The organism is Halolactibacillus halophilus (genome assembly GCF_900115605.1).
Classification (GTDB): domain Bacteria; phylum Bacillota; class Bacilli; order Bacillales; family Amphibacillaceae; genus Halolactibacillus; species Halolactibacillus halophilus.
The window spans coordinates 1-20018 of the sequence record NZ_FOXC01000009.1 but is presented as its reverse complement, the minus strand read 5'-3'; the positions used below and the strand labels follow the sequence as shown (position 1 = coordinate 20018).

The 20018-nt window shown below is 39.9% G+C and carries 19 protein-coding genes; 18 read left to right on the top strand and 1 reads right to left on the bottom strand.

All coding sequences use genetic code 11. The annotated features are described in order from the left end of the window. Position 1: 1 nt before the first annotated feature. The 8 genes from BM098_RS04845 (at position 2) to BM098_RS13565 (ending at position 9684) form a co-directional block, all read left to right on the top strand. Positions 2-1477, top strand: coding sequence for a glutamate synthase subunit beta (locus BM098_RS04845; RefSeq protein WP_089830994.1), 1476 nt, complete (start codon positions 2-4; stop codon positions 1475-1477). 112 nt (positions 1478-1589) lie between these two features. Continuing rightward, on the top strand, positions 1590-2888 hold the full coding sequence (locus tag BM098_RS04840; protein WP_089830991.1) for an O-antigen ligase family protein: 1299 nt from the start codon (positions 1590-1592) through the stop codon (positions 2886-2888). 193 nt (positions 2889-3081) lie between these two features. Continuing rightward, positions 3082-4158, top strand: coding sequence for a branched-chain amino acid aminotransferase (locus BM098_RS04835; protein WP_089830989.1), 1077 nt, complete (start codon positions 3082-3084; stop codon positions 4156-4158). A 403-nt stretch (positions 4159-4561) separates the two neighbouring features. Next, positions 4562-5680, top strand: a complete 1119-nt coding sequence (proB, locus tag BM098_RS04830; RefSeq protein ID WP_089830987.1) for a glutamate 5-kinase — start codon at positions 4562-4564, stop codon at positions 5678-5680. Next, positions 5680-6927, top strand: a complete 1248-nt coding sequence (locus BM098_RS04825; protein ID WP_089830985.1) for a glutamate-5-semialdehyde dehydrogenase — start codon at positions 5680-5682, stop codon at positions 6925-6927. The genes proB and BM098_RS04825 overlap by 1 nt, the downstream gene beginning before the upstream one ends. An 87-nt stretch (positions 6928-7014) precedes the next feature. After that, a complete protein-coding gene (locus BM098_RS04820; RefSeq protein WP_089830982.1) occupies positions 7015-7941 on the top strand; it encodes a manganese-dependent inorganic pyrophosphatase in 927 nt (308 codons plus the stop codon). A gap of 219 nt (positions 7942-8160) precedes the next feature. Next, positions 8161-9417: a threonine ammonia-lyase IlvA gene (ilvA, locus tag BM098_RS04815; RefSeq protein WP_089830980.1), complete on the top strand. Its 1257-nt coding sequence runs from the start codon at positions 8161-8163 to the stop codon at positions 9415-9417. 111 nt (positions 9418-9528) lie between these two features. After that, positions 9529-9684, top strand: coding sequence for a hypothetical protein (locus BM098_RS13565; protein WP_186819683.1), 156 nt, complete (start codon positions 9529-9531; stop codon positions 9682-9684). Here the strand turns inward: BM098_RS13565 and BM098_RS04810 are convergent. Beyond that, the gene (locus BM098_RS04810) at positions 9667-10107 is read right to left on the bottom strand and encodes a YaiI/YqxD family protein (protein ID WP_089830978.1); all 441 of its coding nucleotides are present in this window, start codon (positions 10105-10107) and stop codon (positions 9667-9669) included. The two genes, BM098_RS13565 and BM098_RS04810, sit on opposite strands and share 18 nt — an antisense overlap. 92 nt (positions 10108-10199) lie before the next feature. Between BM098_RS04810 and BM098_RS04805 the strand changes: the two genes are divergently transcribed. From BM098_RS04805 to BM098_RS04760, 10 genes are all read left to right on the top strand, one after another. After that, positions 10200-11087 (top strand): CvfB family protein, encoded by an 888-nt coding sequence (locus tag BM098_RS04805; protein WP_089830976.1) that lies wholly within the window; start codon positions 10200-10202, stop codon positions 11085-11087. A gap of 231 nt (positions 11088-11318) precedes the next feature. Next, positions 11319-11645, top strand: a complete 327-nt coding sequence (locus tag BM098_RS04800) for a hypothetical protein (protein ID WP_089830974.1) — start codon at positions 11319-11321, stop codon at positions 11643-11645. Then, positions 11632-13596: a V-type ATP synthase subunit I gene (locus BM098_RS04795; RefSeq protein ID WP_089830972.1), complete on the top strand. Its 1965-nt coding sequence runs from the start codon at positions 11632-11634 to the stop codon at positions 13594-13596. The genes BM098_RS04800 and BM098_RS04795 overlap by 14 nt, the downstream gene beginning before the upstream one ends. 19 nt (positions 13597-13615) lie before the next feature. Next, on the top strand, positions 13616-14092 hold the full coding sequence (locus tag BM098_RS04790) for a V-type ATP synthase subunit K (protein WP_089830970.1): 477 nt from the start codon (positions 13616-13618) through the stop codon (positions 14090-14092). Positions 14093-14121: 29 nt separating this feature from the next. Next, positions 14122-14709 (top strand): V-type ATP synthase subunit E, encoded by a 588-nt coding sequence (locus BM098_RS04785; protein WP_089830968.1) that lies wholly within the window; start codon positions 14122-14124, stop codon positions 14707-14709. Positions 14710-14729: 20 nt separating this feature from the next. Continuing rightward, entirely contained in the window at positions 14730-15737 is a 1008-nt protein-coding gene (locus BM098_RS04780) for a V-type ATPase subunit (RefSeq protein WP_089830966.1), read from the top strand. Continuing rightward, entirely contained in the window at positions 15727-16038 is a 312-nt protein-coding gene (locus BM098_RS04775; protein ID WP_089830964.1) for a V-type ATP synthase subunit F, read from the top strand. The genes BM098_RS04780 and BM098_RS04775 overlap by 11 nt, the downstream gene beginning before the upstream one ends. Positions 16039-16055: 17 nt before the next feature. Then, the gene (locus BM098_RS04770) at positions 16056-17840 is read left to right on the top strand and encodes a V-type ATP synthase subunit A (RefSeq protein ID WP_089830962.1); all 1785 of its coding nucleotides are present in this window, start codon (positions 16056-16058) and stop codon (positions 17838-17840) included. Then, entirely contained in the window at positions 17833-19209 is a 1377-nt protein-coding gene (locus BM098_RS04765; protein WP_089830959.1) for a V-type ATP synthase subunit B, read from the top strand. Before BM098_RS04770 ends, BM098_RS04765 begins: the two co-directional genes overlap by 8 nt. Before the next feature lie 7 nt (positions 19210-19216). Beyond that, positions 19217-19846 (top strand): V-type ATP synthase subunit D, encoded by a 630-nt coding sequence (locus BM098_RS04760; protein WP_089830957.1) that lies wholly within the window; start codon positions 19217-19219, stop codon positions 19844-19846. Positions 19847-20018: the final 172 nt, after the last annotated feature.

The window sequence follows — 20018 nt, the reverse complement described above, 5'->3', positions numbered from 1 at the left end:
CATGGGGAAACCAACAGGATTTATTGATTACCAAAGAGAAGAAGCGAAAGAACGCGACCATTTAACCCGCTTAAAAGACTGGGGAGAGTATCAGGGGCGTTTAACCGATGAACAACTAAAAACAGAAGGTGCTCGTTGTATGAATTGTTCAATTCCCTTTTGTCATACCGGCATTGATATAAACAATCAAGTGTCTGGTTGTCCATTAAATAATTTAATCCCTGAGTGGAATGATTTGGTCTATAAAGAGCGTTTTGAAGAAGCACTTGACCGTCTGCTAATGACGAATAACTTTCCAGAGTTCACCGGGCGGGTCTGTCCCGCTCCGTGTGAAGGAGCGTGTACAGTAAGTATTAATGACGATGCTGTTGGAATAAAAAATATTGAGCGGGCGATTATTGACCGCGGATTTGAAGAGGGCTATATTACCGCCCGGATACCAAAGCGACGAACAGGCAAAAAGGTTGCGATTATTGGTTCAGGTCCGAGTGGGTTAAGTGCAGCAGATGAACTGAATCAACAAGGACACAACGTGACAATTTTTGAAAAAGCCGACCGTGCGGGTGGGTTACTCATGTATGGTATTCCAACAATGAAGCTGGAAAAAGCGATTGTTGAACGTCGCATCAAATTATTAACAGAAGAAGGTATTATCTTCAAGTTGAACACAGACGTTGGTAAGGATGTCTTACCTGAAGACTTAAAGCGTGATTTCGATAGCGTCATTGTATGTACTGGAGCGGAAACCCCGCGGGACTTGAATATCCAAGGCAGAGAATTAACGGGGATCCACTTTGCGATGGATTACTTGACTAAACAAACGAAAAGTTATTTAGATGAAAAAGACACGCCACTTTCAGCAGCAGGAAAAAATGTTGTGGTTATTGGTGGTGGGGACACGGGGGCTGATTGTGTCGCGACAGCGATTCGACAAGGCGCGAAAAACGTTCGGCAATTAGCAATCACACCCGCTTTCCCTAATACGCGGGCTGAAGGCAACGATTGGCCAAGTTACCCGAATGTATTTCGTGAAGATTATGCCCACAAAGAAGCAAAAATGATCTTCAAACGAGAAGTACGAGAATTCTTAACTGAAACACACGCCTTTATTGATAACGGCGAAGGTCATGTACAAGCGTTATTCACGCGCAAAGTTGAAGAAATTTCAACAGAAACGGGCGTTCGTTTTGAGAAGGTTGACCGCGGTGACGATGTCATTCCTGCCGACCTTGTTATTTTAGCGATTGGGTTTGTTGGTCCGAAACGACCGTTACTGGAGCGTTTCGGTGTTGAATTAAAAAACAATCGGATTGATGCTGAGTACCAAGATTTTAGAACGAATGTAAAAAATGTATTCGCTGCAGGAGACGCAAGACGTGGACCGTCACTGATTGTGTGGGCGATTCAAGAAGGACGCGAAGTAGCAAAAGCCGTCAATGCGTATCTTACTAGCGAAAAGATTGAACAATATGCCTAATGTATACTTGAGGTTGTCAAATGAGACAGCCTCTTTTTTCTTTACTTCTTTAATATTTTTGGTAAAATAAAGAAGTATCGACCACTGAGGTGGTTATAATGAAAAAAGGGGCGTGAACAGTCTGAAAAAAATATGGGCCCAGCAAGCAATTAACTATAACGGATTCATTACTTTCATTGTTACTATTATTCCATTGGTTATTTGGCCAGTGATAAACACGACCGATTATTTCTATTTACCGAAAGTTATTAGCTTATATGTTATTATTGTAGTCTTTTACTTGGTACTGATTTTAAATCGCAAAGCTTTACAATCATTTGTCACTCTAGACAGTGTCACTTGGTTATTACTGTTCTATTTGTTGGCGTTAAGCATTTCTGTCTCGTTTGCGCTTAACACAGAACTTGCCCTTTACGGTAAACCATTACGTGAAGAAGGTCTATTTACCATTATGCTTTATTTTAGTGCGTTTTTGATCGCTCGACATGTCGCCCCAACAGCAAAATTGTATCGCTACTTTTTAGCAACAGGGATCTTGCTTGCGTGTTATGGTATTAGTCAATATTTCGGTTTTGATCCCGTGCCACGTGACTGGCTAAGAACAGATTGGACGTCGAGTTTTAGTACGTTCGGTAACCCGAATTTTTTTGGTAGTTACCTTGTGTTAATGTTGCCACTAGCGATGTTTTTTGTCTTTAAACGCCCTCATATAATTACGAGTATCGGTTACACCATCATCTTCTTTGCCTTACTTACCACTCGGACAAGAGGTGCTTGGATTGGTGCTTTTGTTGCGTTTGTTAGTTATTTGATAATGTTGGTTTTTGTTAAACGATGGTCAAAACAAACGACAATGGCGATACGCTATATATTTATGAGTTCATTACTGGCTTTGATTGTCTTTCACCTTCATTCGCCACAAGTGCTTGGTTTAGAGCTTGGCTCGATTTTCACCGATGCTAAAACGATTATGACGAATGACAATAATCTCTTACATGCCGGTAGTAACCGGATGTATATTTGGCTAAAAACACTTGATTTAGTAACTGTTCGACCGTTTACTGGTTTCGGGCTTGAAAATTTACAGCTGGCCTTTGTTAGTCAATACAAAGATGACATGCTGGTGCGGTTTGGCCGGGTTATGTTTGTCGATAAAGCCCATAACGAATATTTACATATTGCCGTGACAGCTGGCATTCCGGCACTTGTCATCTACCTTAGTTTTCTTGTTCAAATCGCACGGAAGTATTCCACTCGATTAGCTGAATCAGATGTCTACCTTGCACTGAGCGCAAGTCTGATTGGTTATTTAACCCAAGCCTTCTTTAATATCAGCGTCGTCTCAGTCGCTTTCATCTTTTGGGCCTTTCTCGGATTAATGGCCCACGTGAGTACTCGGAACGTTCATTAGCTTTGTTTTAGATAACCTTGACTTATATTTAAAGAACAGCGCGCGTTACGTTGTTTTTTTAGCTATTTTTTAGTATCAGATACTAATAACAACTGCGTATGTTTTGAAAATTCATAAATTAACTATTGTTTTTTGAAATGGATTAGGTCTACAATAGAAACAGACAAGATATTTAAAAAAGGGAGTCTGTATAATGCAAACTATTTCTATTACACCAGCAACAAATAAAAAACAAAAACCTGCCGATGACCAATTAGTCTTCGGACGTCAATTTACCGACCATATGTTTATCATGGATTATGAAGAAGGGCGCGGATGGTATGATCCACGTATTGTGCCTTATCAAACACTTGAAATGGACCCAGCGGCAATGATTTTCCACTACGGGCAAACGGTGTTCGAAGGTCTAAAAGCTTACCGAACCACTCAAGATACCATCCAGCTGTTTCGTCCAGATGAAAATATTAAACGATTAAATCGGTCAAACGAACGGATGTGCATTCCAGCGGTTGATGAGACACTCGCACTTGAAGCGATTCAAACATTAGTTAACCTCGACCGAGATTGGGTCCCGCGTAAAGAAGGTACCAGTTTATACATTAGACCGTTTGTGATTGCGACCGAACCTTATCTCGGGGTATCAGCGTCTAAGACGTATACCTTTATGGTTATTCTGTCGCCGGTTGGGGCTTACTATGAAGCCGGTATTAACCCGGTTAAAATTGCGGTTGAAAATGAATACATTCGAGCCGTTAAAGGCGGGACCGGTGAAGCAAAAACTGCCGGTAACTATGCCGGAAGTATGATTGCCCAGGAAAATGTCGCTAAAAAAGGTTACGCGCAAGTGTTGTGGCTCGACGGACATGAGAAAAAGTATATTGAAGAAGTCGGGAGTATGAATGTCTTCTTTAAGATTGCGGGCAAAGTCGTTACGCCGCATTTAAGCGGCAGTATATTACCAGGTGTCACCCGTAAATCTGTGATTCAGCTACTACAAGATTGGGGCGTTGACGTTGAAGAACGTCCGGTACTGTTATCAGAAATTTTAGGCGCGCACAAAAATGGCGATTTAGAAGAGGCATTTGGTTCTGGAACAGCCGCCGTTATCTCCCCGATTGGCGAATTGTTTTATGATGAGGCGTCTTATGTGATCAATCAGCATCAAACCGGTCCATTATCTAAACGTGTCTATGAGACACTAACAGGTATACAATACGGTTCAATTGAAGACCCTCATCAGTGGATTGTTGACGTGCCGAAGAAAAGATAAGTTTTCTGATAATTTTCAGTTGACATTTTTCATTTGTTTTTAGATAATGGAAACACAGCTAAATAGGGACGGATAAATAAGAACCAGTAGACAATGAATATATGACAGAGAGAGAAATGCAATTGAGGCTGAAACATTTCTCCATATACCTTCTTTGTTGAACCTACTCTTATCGTCGTTAAGGTTAACTTAACCGCTCTTTGGGAATCATCCAGAGCGTTATCAAAATAAGGGGACTCAAAGGTTTGAGTCAACAATGGTGGTACCGCGGAAACACTACTTTTCGTCCATTGCATCAGTTAAGATGTATGGAGAAACGTAGTGTTTTCTTTATACATAAAAACAACGCATAAAATTTTTTTAACGAGACTACTAAAAGAGGGAGAAAGAATGGAGATGAATCATGATGGAAAAACGGGTGGTTGTAAAAATTGGCAGCAGTTCGTTAACAAAAAAAGATGGGTCTTTATCGATTGAAAAATTGACCGAACATGCAGAAGCCATCGTGCAGCTGTTAAGTGAGGGGATAGAAGTTGTCTTAATCTCCTCTGGAGCCATTTCAGCGGGCTTTAGGGATTTAGGCTACTCCTCACGTCCTGTAACCGTGCAAGGCAAACAAGCAGCCGCAGCGGTTGGACAAGGGCTCTTAATCGAAGCGTATAACCAAGCGTTTAAAAAACATGGTTATGTATCGGCACAACTGTTGTTAACGCGGGATGTTTTTACAAACAAAGAGCAGTTTTCAAATGTTTATCAAACGATTACCGAGTGTTTAAAACGAAAAGTTGTCCCGATTATTAACGAAAATGATTCCGTTGCGATTGATGAGATGACGTTTGGTGACAACGACATGCTAAGCGCCCAGGTAAGTGGGTTAGTCAATGCAGATCAGTTGATTCTGTTGACAGATGTGAATGGTATTTATGACAAGAACCCAGGCACACATCTCGATGCCGCGCGCTTTAATCATCTCGGCTATATTTCTAACGAGCTGATTGAACAAACAAGCCAAGACTCATCTTCTAAAGTAGGTACCGGTGGGATGAAATCAAAACTGATTGCAGCACAACTGGCGACCAATGTCGGTGTGAATTGCTTCGTCGGAACAGGAAGCGGGAAAGATAAATTAGTTAGTATTTTAACTGGAAATGGTGACGGGACTTACATCGGGACAAAGGAAACAGTCCACGTAAGAAAACATAAACAGTGGATTGCCTATCACTCAGAACCAACCGGTCGTATCATCATTGATGAAGGGGCTAAAAAAGCCCTGCTGTCCGATGGGAAAAGTCTCTTAGCGGCGGGAATTATTGGTGTCGAAGAAGATTTTGACGCTCAGGACATTGTCAACATTTACTTTAATCAAGACCGGATTGCCAAAGGCCAAGTCAATTATTCGGCAGAACAAACCAAACAAGTCCGCGGACTCAGCAGTCAAGAAGCAATGTTACTGACCGGATGTACACACCCAGAAGTGGTGCACCGAAATAATCTTATTTTAACAATTCAGGAGGGAAAATAATGACTTCACTTGAAACACTTGGACAACGTGCAAAACAAACAACACTGCGATTACAACAAGCAACAACAGATGAAAAAAACCAAGCCTTACTTAAAATTGCTGACGTCCTTGAAACAAGACAAGCCGATATTTTAACAGAAAACGAAAAAGATCTCATCCAAGCAAAAGAAAAAGGAATTAGCGACTCAGTCATTGACCGCATTCGTCTTACCGATGACCGGATCAAACAAATGGCAGAAGCGTTGCGAGAATTAACTAAGCTAGATGACCCTATCGGTGAAGTACTCGAATCATTTACCCGTCCGAATGGGTTAGCCATTGAAAAAGTGGCAGTACCAATAGGGGTCATTGGAATGATTTATGAAGCTCGTCCAAACGTAACAATTGATGCTGCTAGTCTCTGTTTAAAAACAGGAAATGCTGCGATCCTTCGCGGAAGTTCATCAGCTATTTATTCAAACATCGTTCTTGTTGATGTGATTAAAGAAGCGTTAAATCAAACAACGTTACCAGTTAATAGTGTCCAACTCATTGAAGATACATCACGTGACACGGCAGAAAAAATGTTCCGATTAAATGAGTATTTAGATGTTTTAATTCCACGTGGCAGTAAAAATCTGATTGACACGGTCGTTAGTAAGTCATCTGTGCCTGTACTTGAAACAGGGGCAGGGAATTGCCATATGTTTATTGACCATGATGCTGACGTCAACATGGCTTTAAAGCTTGTCATAAACGCGAAAACTCAGCGGCCATCTGTCTGTAATGCGATTGAGACCGTTCTCGTCGATGCCTCGTGGTTCGATAAACACGGTGAGGCTTTAATTCATGAATTAAGCTCACACGGCGTGCTTATTCATGGAGACCAAACCGTAAAAAATCAAGAACCATCAATCCTTCTAGCAACATCTGAGGATTATGCAACAGAGTATTTAGATTTAGAGATTGCGATAAAAGTCGTTGATTCAACAGAAGAAGCGATTGAACATATCAATACTTATGGTACCAAACACTCTGAGGCTATTATTTCCGAAACAGATGCACACGTGTTAGCATTCTTAAATGATATTGATGCCGCGTGTGTGTATCATAACGCGTCTACCCGTTTTACGGATGGCTTTGAATTTGGTTTTGGAGCTGAAATCGGGATTAGTACCCAAAAGCTACATGCTCGTGGCCCAATGGGCTTAAAAGCACTCACATCAACGAAATATTTATTGAAAGGCAGCGGCCAATACAAGAAATAAGGATGAGAAATAAAATTATTGATGAAATTCGACCGTTTTTGCGTTAGAATTATCATCGTATGAAACAAATGATAAGGAGTTGTCACTATGAGTAAAACATTAATTTTCGGACACAAAAATCCAGATACGGATACGATTGCATCAGCGATCAGCTATGCGTATTTAAAACAACAGATCGGTGCTGATGCTGAAGCAGTGAGATTAGGTGAGATTAGTAAAGAAACTGCCTATGCGCTTGATTATTTCAACATTGACGCCCCGCGTTTGGTTGAGACAGTTAGTCAAGAAGTGGATCAGGTTATTTTAGTTGACCACAATGAAAAACAACAGAGTGTTAGTGACATTACTGAGGTAAGAGTAACAGAAGTGATTGACCATCACCGCATCGCTAACTTTGAAACAAGTGACCCGCTATATTACCGTGCTGAACCAGTCGGGTGTACAGCTACTATCCTAAATAAGTTATTTAAAGAACATGACGTTAGTATTCCGAAAAACATTGCGGGTTTGATGTTATCAGCGATTGTATCTGATTCATTATTGTTTAAATCACCAACATGTACAGAAGAAGATATAAAAGCAGCGAAAGAACTTGAAGCAATTGCTGGCGTTGATGTCAATACGTACGGTTTAGATATGTTAAAAGCAGGGGCTGACTTAAGCGATAAGTCAGTAAATGACTTATTAACACTTGATGCGAAACCATTTACAATGGGGGATAAACACGTCGAAATCGCTCAAGTGAATACGGTTGACCCAAGTGATTTATTAGCCCAAAAAGCAGCGATTAAAACAGCAATTAATCAAGTGATTGACGCAAGTCATCTTGATTTATTCGTCTTCATCATCACCGATATCCTAACAAATGACTCGACAGTTATTGCACTTGGAGACGTGCAAGATGCTGTTAATACGGCGTTTGGTGTAGAATTAATGGACGACACTGCTGTCCTTAAAGGTGTGGTTTCTCGTAAGAAACAAGTTGTGCCACAACTGACAGCTGCTTTAGCATAAGTTTCTAATATAATTCAAGCAAAAAGAGTTCGCGTCCATGCCGCTCTTTTTGCTTGCTTTTTATACCTGCACATTTAATAGAAAAATCACCTACCAGCTGTACTATTACAGAAAAGTATAGCTTTAACAGTTTATTTTTTTCAGAATTGTTCCTGTTTTTCGATAATTATGATAGGATAGAAGATACTATTATTTATCAAGCAGGAGGGATCATGTATTATGCCAACAGAAAAACCAATCGATGTGAAGGATATTATTATTGCGCATCAGCGTATTAAGGACGTTGTAACGAAAACGCCACTCCTTCTTGATCCGATTCTTTCTGAAAAATATGACTGCAATGTGTATTTAAAGCGTGAAGATTTACAAGTCGTCCGCTCATTTAAAATCAGGGGCGCATATAATTTTATGCAAAGTCTATCAGAAGACGATTTAAAAAATGGAGTGGTTTGTGCCAGTGCCGGTAACCATGCACAAGGTGTTGCTTTTTCGTGTAAAGCGATGAACATCAAAGGGACAATTTTCATGCCAACAACCACACCGCGCCAAAAGGTCGACCGCGTTCAGTTCTTTGGCGGGGATGCTGTTGATGTCATTCTAACAGGGGATACGTTTGATGATGCCAGTGATGAATCAAAGCAGTTTTGTGAAGACAATGATATGACCTTCATTCATCCGTTTGATGATGAACGGACCATTGCCGGACAAGGCACAATTGGTTTAGAAATTCTAGAAGCCATCAATGAGCCGGTCTCACATATGTTTATGTCTGTTGGAGGTGGTGGCCTTATTTCAGGTGTTGCCACTTATGTTAAAAACATTAGTCCAGAGACAAAGATAATCGGGGTGGAACCTGCGGGTGCCGCTTCAATGCAAGCGTCATTTAAAGCAAATAAAGTTGTCAAGCTTGATTATGTCGATAAATTTGTTGATGGCGCTAGCGTGAAGCGAATTGGCGATATAACTTTTAAGATTGCTAAACCTTTAGTCGATGGCTTTGCGACCATCCCCGAGGGACGGATTTGTACAACGATGCTAGATTTATACAATGAAAACGCGATTGTGACTGAACCAGCAGGAGCTATGCCTGTCAGTGCACTTGAGGACTACAAAGACGACATAAGAGGTAAAAATGTCGTCGTGATTGTCAGTGGTGGCAATAATGATATCGACCGAATGCAAGACATTAAAGAGCGTTCGTTAATTTATGAGGGCTACAAGCATTACTTTATCGTGAGTTTCCCGCAACGTGCCGGAGCTCTGAGGTCATTCTTAACCGATGTTCTCGGTAGTGATGACGACATTACTCGATTTGAATATACGAAAAAGAATAATCGGGACCGCGGACCGGTACTGGTCGGTGTGGAACTGAAGTATAAAGAGGACTATGGACCACTTATTGATCGGATGCATGACAAAGGCTTTAGTTACATTGAAATAAATAAAGACCAGGATTTATTCCAACTGCTTATTTAATGTGCTATAATACGTAAGAGAGGTGGTTTTCACCTCTTTTTTTCATGTTTAAATACAACCGAAAAATGGTATAGGTCTATGTTAACCATTTTTTTAATGGAGGTTTATGAAATGAAAGTAAAAATGCTGGTTCAATCTCAATATAAGTCTGAGTTATTAAGGTTAGGGAAAGTATATGAAATCAATGATAAAACGGCAAACCGTTGGGTTTTAAGTGGCCTAGCCGAAAAAGCGCCAGAAACAGATGAGTCAAAGCCGGCTGAGTAAATGATTGAAACGATCAATAAACTGTGCCCGATCACTTTCAGTAAAGGCTTTTGGTCCTTTCATACGGCCGCCGGCTTTTCTTACTTGACTTGAAAGGTAGCGGGACTGAAGTAATTGATCCATCGTATCTTTCTTGTAGAGTGTGCCTCTAGGATGGATAATGTGAGGCGTCTTTGCTAAAGCTAAGGATGCAAGACCATAGTCAGCGGTGATTAAAACGTCATTAGGTTTGATTAAACGCATAATTCGGTAATCACTGGCTTCTTTCTCTTGATCAACATATACAACGTCGACACGCTCATTAAGGGGCTTTAAACTGAAATGAGCATAACTTTTTACTAATGTCACAGGTAAGTCCTGTTTTGATGCAAGGTCGATGACCTTATCTGTGACTGGACAACTATCAGCATCAACATAAATCAATTAAAAACATCACCTTTCATTGTACTATAACAGAAGTTGTTATTGTATTGTGTGCCTAAATTATAAATACAATTAAGATGGGAGTCAATCGAATGGAAAATTATTTACCAGGACAAATTGTTACACTCACGGTCAAACGTGTCATCGACACGGGCTATGTTTTAACAGATACAGACCACGAGGCGTTAGAAATCTTGCTTCATACCAATGAAGCGGGTGACACAAAACTTACTGAGGGAGATGCCGTCGATGTTTATCTGTATCATGATAAACAAAAACAACTGATTGCCACAACAACAATCCCTCATGTTACAACCGATGTGTTTGACTGGGCAGAAGTAACAGAAGTCAAACCTGGACTTGGTGTCTTTGTTGATATTGGCACATCTAAGCACGTGCTAGTGTCAAATGACGACTTACCAGAGTTTATGTCAGCTTGGCCAACAGTTGGTGATGTCTTATATGTCACTTTAAAACACGATAAAAACAATCGCCTTCTAGCCGATCCGGTGACAGAAACTGACTTTGAAGGTAACTGGGACTTGGCAACGGATGCATTGTTTAATCAAGACTTGGGTGCTCGGGTATTCCGAAGCGGAAAAGAAGGAGCCGTCGCGATTACTGATGATGGTTACCGTGCCTTTATTCACCATACAGAAAGAAAACGAGAACCAAGAATTGGTGAATGGATAGAAGGACGCGTGATTAAAGTCAAACCAGATGGCACCTTAAATATGTCACTCTTGCCAAGAAAACAAGAGGCGCAAGAAGTTGATGCAGAAAAACTGTTAACTTATATGCAACAAAACGACGGTGAAATGCCTTACACAAGTAAGACAGATCCGGAAGTTATTCGTCAAACATTTGAAATGAGTAAAGCTGCCTTTAAGCGCGCAATAGGAAAACTACTCAAGGACCGACGTATTATCATTGGAGATACAAAAATTGTTTTAACAGAATCAAAGAGTGACCCATCATGAATTTCCAAAAAAATGATGTTTATACAACTTGATTCTAGGTCTTAAGTCACGTTATGAAAAATATTTTTATTTTTCTTCTTCCTATTAATTATATTAAGTTTTAGAATATGTTCACGCATCGATTTAAGTCAAAATTATTTGAACGAAGTCGATTTAATAGATATAATAGTAATGCTTGAAGCTTTTTAAACTTTTTAAAAGCTTGCTGAATGATTGGAGGTGTATAAAAGAATGAGTGTAAATACCATTGATCAAGTCAAACAAATTGAGCGTGAAGCAATTGAGCTTGAACGCGAATACAAAGACAAATTGAAACATATGGAGCAAGAGACAGAAGAGACGATTCAATCAATGAAAGAAAAGGTTGAAAAAGATCTCAACACTTTCAAAGAAGAACAGTCTAAAATGAAAGAAGAAAAGCTCGATAAGTTAAAAGCTTCTATTAAAGAAGAAGAAGATCAAGCCGTCAGCCAATTAGAATCGAATTTTAAAGAAAAAGAAGACAAATTGGTTGATGCGGTCATTGAGGAGGTTATGAGGACATATGGCAATAGCTAAAATGAAAAAACTAACACTCATATCTTTTCATGAACAAAAAGATCAGTTGCTGCAGTCAATTCAAGCATTACAACGCTTCGAGGTTGTTGATTTACCTTCTTCAGATTTAGGTGATATCGACGTATCACCATATGAAGTCGATAACTTAGAAACCATTATTAAGAAGTATGAGACGAGAATTGATCAAGTACAGACAGCTTTAAGCTTTGTTCAGCCATATTTACCAAAGCGTCCACTTAAAGAAACGCTCCGTGAAAAAAGACAAGAATTCTCTTTGGAAGAACTTGAACAAGAGATTTTCACTTTTTCACCTAAAACCCTTGTGGAAGATGTCCTTAATTTAGACAAGCGATTGGAAACAATTGCCGAACGAAAAAAGGAATTAAACGACAAGGAAGCTTTCTTTAAGCATTGGAAAAAGCTCGATGTAAGCGCACATGATTTACGTTCAATGAAACGTGTCACAGGTAGTGTTGGTATCATTCCTCAGCATGATCAAAATACATACATGACCATGCTGGAAGCATCAGATTTACTCTATGTCAATGAAGTGTATCAAACGCAAGATGAGATAGGGGTTAGTGTCTATTATGACCGTCGCGACCAAGAAGCGATTAAACCACTACTCAATGATGCGCACTTTGAACCTGTTACTGAAAAGTTAACAGAATCTCCTCGGTTAGCATTAGAGGACATTGATAAAGAGTTAAAAGCTTTACAGAAAGAATCACAATCAATTAAAGAACGGTTAGCTAAAATGTCGACAGAAGTTTGGCAATTAATGCTTTTAGAAGAGTATTATGAAGCAAAACTTCAACGCGAACGTAGCAAACTATTTTTAGTTGATGAAAAGCACCTCTTTATAATGGAAGGTTGGCTAGAAGAAGAGGAAGTGCCTCACATGGAAACCGCTCTGAAACGCGTGTTAAATGAAGAGGAATACGTCCTTTATGTCAACGATGTTAAGGAAGAGGAGTACGATGATGTACCTGTTGTTTTAAAAAACAACGATTACGTCTCACCATTTGAAAGTATTACAGCGATGTACAATTTACCTAAGTACAATGAAATTGACCCGACACCATTTTTAGCACCGTTTTATCTGCTATTCTTTGGTATGATGGCTGCTGACGTGGGATACGGTCTATTGTTATGGCTTGCGACATTTGTTGTTCTTAAATTCACTGAAGTTAAACCAGCGATGAAGAAGAATATGCGTTTCTTCCATCTCTTATCTTACCCAACGATTTTGTGGGGATTAATTTATGGATCTTTCTTCGGGGCTGCCATGCCTATTGTCTTGTTATCGACAACCGATGATGTTATTACAATTTTAATTATTTCAGTCATCTTTGGTTTAGTACAAATTTTCTTTGGTTTAGGTATTAACACCTACCTTAAACTTAGAAACAAAGATAAATTTGGTGCCTTTAGTGATGGCATTGGTTGGATTGGTATTTTTGCCGGTATCATTCTCCTATTACTCGGTAATATGATTTTAGACAGTGAAATTCTCGGTACCATCGGGGCGATTATTTCTGTCGCCAGTGCATTAGGTATTATTTTAGCCTCATCACTTGGATCAGAAAACAAAGCACTTGGTGTCGGTTTAGGTGTCTATAATCTTTATGGTATTACTGGTTATATTGGTGATATCGTGAGTTACACCCGTTTGATGGCCTTAGGGGTATCAAGTGGTAGTATTGCCCTTGCTTTTAATATGATTATTGGCTTTATTCCAGGCGTTGGTCGTTTTACCATCGGGGCAATTTTATTCATCGTACTGCATTCAGTTAACTTAGGGCTCACGTTCCTTAGTTCATATGTGCACGGTGCGCGTTTAATCTTTGTTGAGTTCTTCGGCAAGTTCTATGAAGGTGGCGGTAAAGCCCTTAATCCTTTAAGAGCAGCTGAGAAACATATTCAATTAAAAAATCAAAAACAATCATAAGTAATGGAGGAATTTTATTATGGAAAACTGGTTAACATTTTTTGTAGAAAATAACGGAGGATTTATCTTTGCAGCATTAGGGATCGCGATTGCGGTTATCTTCTCTGGTTGGGGTTCAGCACGTGGTGTAGGTATGACAGGTGAGGCAGCAGCGTCACTTATTAAAGAACAACCTGAAAAATTTGGTAAGTCACTTATTCTTCAGTTACTACCTGGTACACAAGGTCTTTATGGTTTCGTAATTGGTTTCTTGATTTACTTAAACATGGACCAAGCAATGCCTTTAGCTGACGGTATCTACATGCTTATGGCAGCACTTCCTATCGCATTCACTGGTTTAACTGCTGGTTTTGCTCAAGGTCGTGTATCTACTGCAGCTGTACAAATCTTAGCAAAAAGAGAAGAACAAAACTCTAAAGGTATCATCTACTCAGCGATGGTTGAAACTTATGCAATTCTAGGGTTCGTTATTTCCTTCTTACTTGTTTTAGCATAAGATAAAATATTAGTGAGAGGATGGGGACTATGAAAGATTTACAAGCTTTGTCCGCACAAATTTTGGCTAAAACCAAAGAAGAGGGACAAAAGAAAATCGAGCAATACGAAGAAGTTGCTAATGACCGAGTTGAAGAACAACGTCAAAAGCTTGTGGAAAGTCAAAAGAATCGACAAGAACAAATCGAAAACCAAATGAAAAATGACTATGAACGCGAAGCGCAGACATTAGCGAACAATAAACGAAATGCTATCCTAGGTAAGAAACAAGCCTTGTTACATGACGTCTTCAATAAAGCTGCCGAAAAAATGGCGAATTGGGACAATCAAACATTTGCGAATTTCTTATCAGGTGTCCTGTCACAACTTGACCAAGATAAACAGTGGCAAATCGTTCCTGGCTCACGCTCAGTAGCTGTTTTTCAATCAGAAGAAGTAAAAGCTAGCCTTAATGATTATCCGACAATTAACGTTGCTAGTGATGAGGCTATTCAAGGTAAAGCTGGCTTTATCGTGCAAGAAGGCGGGATTGATTACAACTTCTGTTTTGATGTGCTTGTTCAGGAAATGAAGAAAGAATTTTCTCCACAACTTGCAACCTTAGCATTTAAAAACTAATGAATAAGGGGGGAGAATAAATGCAGGACACTCAATATAAAGGCGTCAATACACTGCTTCGCGTGTATGAAACAAAATTACTCTTGCGTGATGATTATGAAAAATTATTGCGGGCAGAGGACTTACGCGAGGCACTGGAAGTACTAAAAAGTACTGACTATTTATTTGATGAACACGATGTTCTAGAAAATAAGAATTTTGACGAATTTCTAATGCAACGCGTTAAAAACATTTATGATGAGCTCTATGAAGTGACACCAGATTCCGAGGTGATTCAGATCTTCTCACTTCGTTATAGCTATCACAATTTAAAAGTGCTATTAAAGCAACGCTTTACTGGCCTTGAATTAGATCACTTACTCATTCCGATTGGCAAACATCCCATTTCGGCCCTGCGCCAGCTGGTGAATGCCCGTCAATCTGATGAGTTAAACCCTGTCATGGTTGAAGGTGTGAGGCTTGCGATTGAAGATCATGAAACATATGGCCGACTAGAAGCAGCGGATGTCTTTATGGACACTTACTTCTATAAGCATATGCGTAAAATTACTGATCGTTTAAACAATCCAACCATCAGCCAAATGGCCGATGTTTTAATTGATTTGGATAACTTATCTACGGTGGTAAGAAGTCTGCATCAAAACAAATCTCGTTCATTCCTTCATACCGTTTTATCTAGTTCAGGTTCGATATCCAAAAAAGCAATCATTGATGCAAGTGAACAAGGTGCTGTTCATGTCCTTAATGAACTCTACCTTGGTAAACCTTATGCCGCTCGACTAGCAGCGGTTGTTAATGATCAAAAAGATGATTTAGATCCAATGGTATTAGATAAAGTGATTGATGAAACAGTAGATGAATTAATGGAAGAAGCAACATTCCAAGCCTTTGGCCCAATGCCGGTGATTGCTTTCTTATTCTTCGTTGAAAAAGAAGTAGCTAATCTCCGACTTATTCTTGTTGGTAAAGACAATCAAATTGATGAAGGTATTATTAGAGAAAGGATGCGACCGATTTATGGCCCATAAAATTGCAGTAGTTGGAGACAAAGATTCGGTCTTACCTTTTAAAATCTTAGGATTTGATGTGTTTGCTTCTAGTACACCTCGTGTTGCCCGTGAGACGATTGACCGTCTTGCTGAAGAAAACTATGGGGTGATTTACTTAACAGAAGCAATGGCGAAGGAAATTCCGGATACAATAAAACGTTACGATGCAGAAGTTCAACCCGCAATTATCCTAATCCCGAACCATAAGGGATCACTGAATATTGGTAAGTCCCGTATTCAAAAGAACATGGAAAAAGCCGTTGGACAGAACATCTTATAATTTGGGAGGGGACTTATTTGAAGAAAGGAACAATTGTTAAAGTTTCTGGTCCTTTAGTAATGGCAAAAGGTATGGAACATGCGAATATCCAAGACCTTTGTTACGTAGGGGACATGAGATTGGTTGGTGAGATCATTGAAATGCGTCATGATGTTGCCTCAATCCAAGTATATGAAGAAACTTCAGGCGTAGGACCTGGCGAACCTGTTGAAACAACAGGAGAAGCCTTATCAGTAGAACTTGGACCAGGGATTGTGTCGCAGATGTTTGACGGCATCCAGCGTCCACTCGATACATTTAAAGCACAAACCGATAGTAACTTCTTAGTTAGAGGGGTTAATATTGAAGCCTTAGACCGCCAAAATAAATGGGCGTTTAACGCAACAAAGGCTGTCGGTGACATGGTAGAACCGGGTGATATCATTGGAACGGTTCAAGAAACAAAAGTTATTGAGCACCGCGTTATGATTCCACACGGGGTAAAAGGTAAATTAACGGCACTTGAATCGGGTGAATTCTCTCTTGAAGATGTTGTTGCTAAAGTTGAAACAGACAACGGTGAAACAGACGTAACCATGCTACAACGCTGGCCAGTACGTCGTGGACGCCCGTTCAAGAAGAAGTTAAACCCTGATAAGCCAATGTTAACAGGACAGCGTGTTATTGACACCTTCTTCCCAATCACAAAAGGTGGGGCAGCAGCTGTACCAGGACCATTTGGTGCTGGTAAAACAGTTGTGCAACACCAGATTGCGAAATTTAGTGATGTCGACTTAGTTGTTTATGTTGGTTGTGGTGAACGTGGTAATGAGATGACCGACGTACTTAACGAATTCCCTGAACTGGTTGACCCGAATACAGGGGAATCACTGATGGAACGTACGATCCTTATCGCTAATACATCAAACATGCCAGTAGCGGCGCGTGAAGCGTCAATTTATACCGGTATTACAATTGCAGAATACTTCCGTGATATGGGTTACAGTGTTGCAATCATGGCCGATTCAACTTCGCGATGGGCGGAAGCTCTGCGTGAGATGTCAGGTCGTCTTGAAGAGATGCCTGGTGATGAAGGTTACCCAGCTTACCTTGGTAGCCGTATTGCTGAGTATTATGAACGTGCTGGACGTATTGTGACGGTTGGTTCTGAAGAGCGTGAAGGTAGTATCACGGCAATTGGTGCCGTATCACCTCCAGGTGGGGATACATCAGAGCCTGTTACCCAGAACACACTTCGGGTTGTTAAGATTTTCTGGGCACTTGATTCATCACTTGCACAAAAACGACACTTCCCATCAGTTAACTGGTTAACATCTTATTCTCTTTACTTAGATGATGTTGGTAAATTTATGGACCAAGAGTTAGAAACAAATTGGGCAGAGATGGTTCAGCACTCAATGAACATCTTACAAGAAGAATCCGAACTACAAGAGATTGTGCGTCTTGTTGGTATTGAATCACTGTCTGAGAAAGACCGTCTAACGATGGTTATAGCTCAACAATTACGTGAGGATTATCTCCAACAGAACGCGTTTGATGATGTTGATACATTTACATCACGAACAAAGCAATACTATATGCTTGATTTGATTCTTTCATTTGAGGAAGAAGCACGTGAAGCTATGCGTCTAGGCGCTTATTACAAAGAAATCCTTGAAGGTACATCGGACTTACGTGATAAGATTGCCCGCGCGAAATTTATCTCTGAAGATAATGTTGAACAAATTCGTGCGCTTAAAGACGAAGCAAAAGAAATAATTCACAACATTGTTGCTGAAGGAGGTATGACGCAAAATGCTTAAGGAATATAAAACAGTTAGCGAAGTCGTTGGACCTCTGATGGCCGTAGAAGGTGTAGAAGGCGTTAAATTTGACGAATTAGTCGAAGTCCAACTACAAACAGGCGAAATCCGTCACGGACAAGTACTTGAAGTTGATGGTGATAAAGCGATGGTTCAGATTTTTGAAGGGCCAAGTGGGATCAACATTAAAGATACAAAAGTACGCTTCCGTGGAAAGCCATTATCTATTGATGTATCTGAAGACATGGTTGGTCGTGTATTCAACGGGTTAGGTGAACCGATGGATGACGGTCCAGACATTATTCCAGAAACAAGCTTAGATGTAAATGGTCAAGCAATTAACCCAATCGCGCGAGACTATCCCGATGAATTTATTCAAACAGGTATTTCTGCGATTGACCATTTAAATACACTCGTACGTGGACAAAAACTACCGGTATTTTCAGGTTCAGGTTTACCCCACAAAGAATTAGCGGCACAGATTGCGCGTCAAGCATCGGTTCTTAATAGCGACGAGAAATTCGCCGTTGTATTTGCGGCTATGGGTATCACCTTTGATGAAGCTGAATTCTTCATGGAAGATTTCCGAAAAACAGGTGCGATTGACCGTTCAGTTATGTTTATTAACTTAGCGAATGACCCTGCCATCGAACGGATTGCGACACCAAAAATGGCTCTAACAACCGCTGAATATTTGGCGTTTGAAAAAGACATGCACGTACTTGTTATTATGACGGATATGACTTACTATTGTGAAGCTCTCCGTGAAATTTCAGCTGCACGTCGTGAGGTACCAGGTCGTCGTGGTTACCCAGGTTATCTTTATACTAACCTATCAACCCTGTATGAGCGTGCCGGACGTCTTGTTGGTAAGAAAGGATCAGTAACGCAGATTCCTATTCTTTCTATGCCGGAAGATGATATTACGCACCCAATTCCTGACCTTACCGGTTATATTACCGAAGGACAGATTATTCTAAGCCGTGACTTAGACAAGCAAGGTCTTAAGCCACCAATTAACGTGTTACCATCACTTTCACGTCTAAAAGATAAAGGTACAGGTGAAGGTAAAACACGTAAAGACCACGCACCGACAATGAACCAGTTATTCGCAGCTTATGCTAAAGGTATTGAGGCGAAAGAATTGGCGGTGGTTCTTGGTGAATCAGCGTTATCTGATACAGATAAACTCTACGTAGAATTTACGAAGCGCTTTGAAGCAGAATATATTAATCAAGGGTTCTATACGAACCGTTCAATTGAGGATACCTTAACATTAGGATGGGAATTACTCTCAATCTTACCTCGTACTGAGCTTAAACGTATTAGTAGTGAACTGATCGAAGAGTTTATGCCGGAAGGAGAGTGATTGACCTATGGCTAGATTAAATGTCAAGCCAACACGGATGGAGCTTTCCAACTTAAAAGACCGGTTAGCGATATCAACTCGAGGTCACAAGCTTTTAAAGGATAAACAAGATGAGTTAATGCGACAGTTCATTACATTGATTCGGAAAAATAATACGTTACGTGATGAAGTAGAAAAAGAGTTAACAGAGTCAATGGAAGCCTTTGTTGTCGCTAAATCACTTACAAACGAAGCGTTTATTGAAGAATTATTTGCGGTACCAGATAAATCAATCACTCTTGATATTCAAGAAAAGAATATTATGAGTGTCATGGTACCAGAAATGAACTTTACTGTTGATGAAGATGACAAAGAATCAGAAATGCAATACGGTTTACTAAACTCAAACAGTGAACTTGATGATTCAATTGATCGTATTAACATTATTTTACCTAAATTATTAAAGCTTTCTGAAATCGAAAAAACGTGTCAATTAATGGCTGATGAAATTGAGAAGACACGCCGTCGTGTAAATGCTTTGGAATACTTAAAAATTCCTCAGCTTAAAGAAACGATTCACTATATTAAAATGAAACTTGAAGAAGATGAACGTGCAAGCATTACACGGATTATGAAAGTCAAAGATATGGGACAATAAGTTTAACGCCACCTCTAGTTAGAGGTGGTGTTTTTATATTATTTTTGATACGGGTTTTCATATTTGTGAAAATTAAAGGTTGTATAATATTTGGTGTTGGTGAAGGGATTTTAAGTGAGACAGAGATTGCTCACTTAAATAACTCACTAGCACCTTATTTCTGCCTAAATGT

Excerpts from the sequence above, each read along its gene's own strand:
- BM098_RS04805 (WP_089830976.1), top strand. The coding sequence starts at position 10,200 with ATGGAAAATTATTTACCAGGACAAATTGTTACACTCACGGTCAAACGT.
- BM098_RS04800 (WP_089830974.1), top strand. The coding sequence starts at position 11,319 with ATGAGTGTAAATACCATTGATCAAGTCAAACAAATTGAGCGTGAAGCA.
- BM098_RS04780 (WP_089830966.1), top strand. The coding sequence starts at position 14,730 with ATGCAGGACACTCAATATAAAGGCGTCAATACACTGCTTCGCGTGTAT.
- proB (WP_089830987.1), top strand. The coding sequence starts at position 4,562 with ATGATGGAAAAACGGGTGGTTGTAAAAATTGGCAGCAGTTCGTTAACA.
- BM098_RS04760 (WP_089830957.1), top strand. The coding sequence starts at position 19,217 with ATGGCTAGATTAAATGTCAAGCCAACACGGATGGAGCTTTCCAACTTA.
- BM098_RS04845 (WP_089830994.1), top strand. The coding sequence starts at position 2 with ATGGGGAAACCAACAGGATTTATTGATTACCAAAGAGAAGAAGCGAAA.
- BM098_RS04765 (WP_089830959.1), top strand. The coding sequence starts at position 17,833 with ATGCTTAAGGAATATAAAACAGTTAGCGAAGTCGTTGGACCTCTGATG.
- BM098_RS04820 (WP_089830982.1), top strand. The coding sequence starts at position 7,015 with ATGAGTAAAACATTAATTTTCGGACACAAAAATCCAGATACGGATACG.
- BM098_RS04835 (WP_089830989.1), top strand. The coding sequence starts at position 3,082 with ATGCAAACTATTTCTATTACACCAGCAACAAATAAAAAACAAAAACCT.
- BM098_RS13565 (WP_186819683.1), top strand. The coding sequence starts at position 9,529 with ATGAAAGTAAAAATGCTGGTTCAATCTCAATATAAGTCTGAGTTATTA.
- BM098_RS04775 (WP_089830964.1), top strand. The coding sequence starts at position 15,727 with ATGGCCCATAAAATTGCAGTAGTTGGAGACAAAGATTCGGTCTTACCT.
- BM098_RS04790 (WP_089830970.1), top strand. The coding sequence starts at position 13,616 with ATGGAAAACTGGTTAACATTTTTTGTAGAAAATAACGGAGGATTTATC.
- BM098_RS04795 (WP_089830972.1), top strand. The coding sequence starts at position 11,632 with ATGGCAATAGCTAAAATGAAAAAACTAACACTCATATCTTTTCATGAA.
- BM098_RS04825 (WP_089830985.1), top strand. The coding sequence starts at position 5,680 with ATGACTTCACTTGAAACACTTGGACAACGTGCAAAACAAACAACACTG.
- BM098_RS04785 (WP_089830968.1), top strand. The coding sequence starts at position 14,122 with ATGAAAGATTTACAAGCTTTGTCCGCACAAATTTTGGCTAAAACCAAA.
- ilvA (WP_089830980.1), top strand. The coding sequence starts at position 8,161 with ATGCCAACAGAAAAACCAATCGATGTGAAGGATATTATTATTGCGCAT.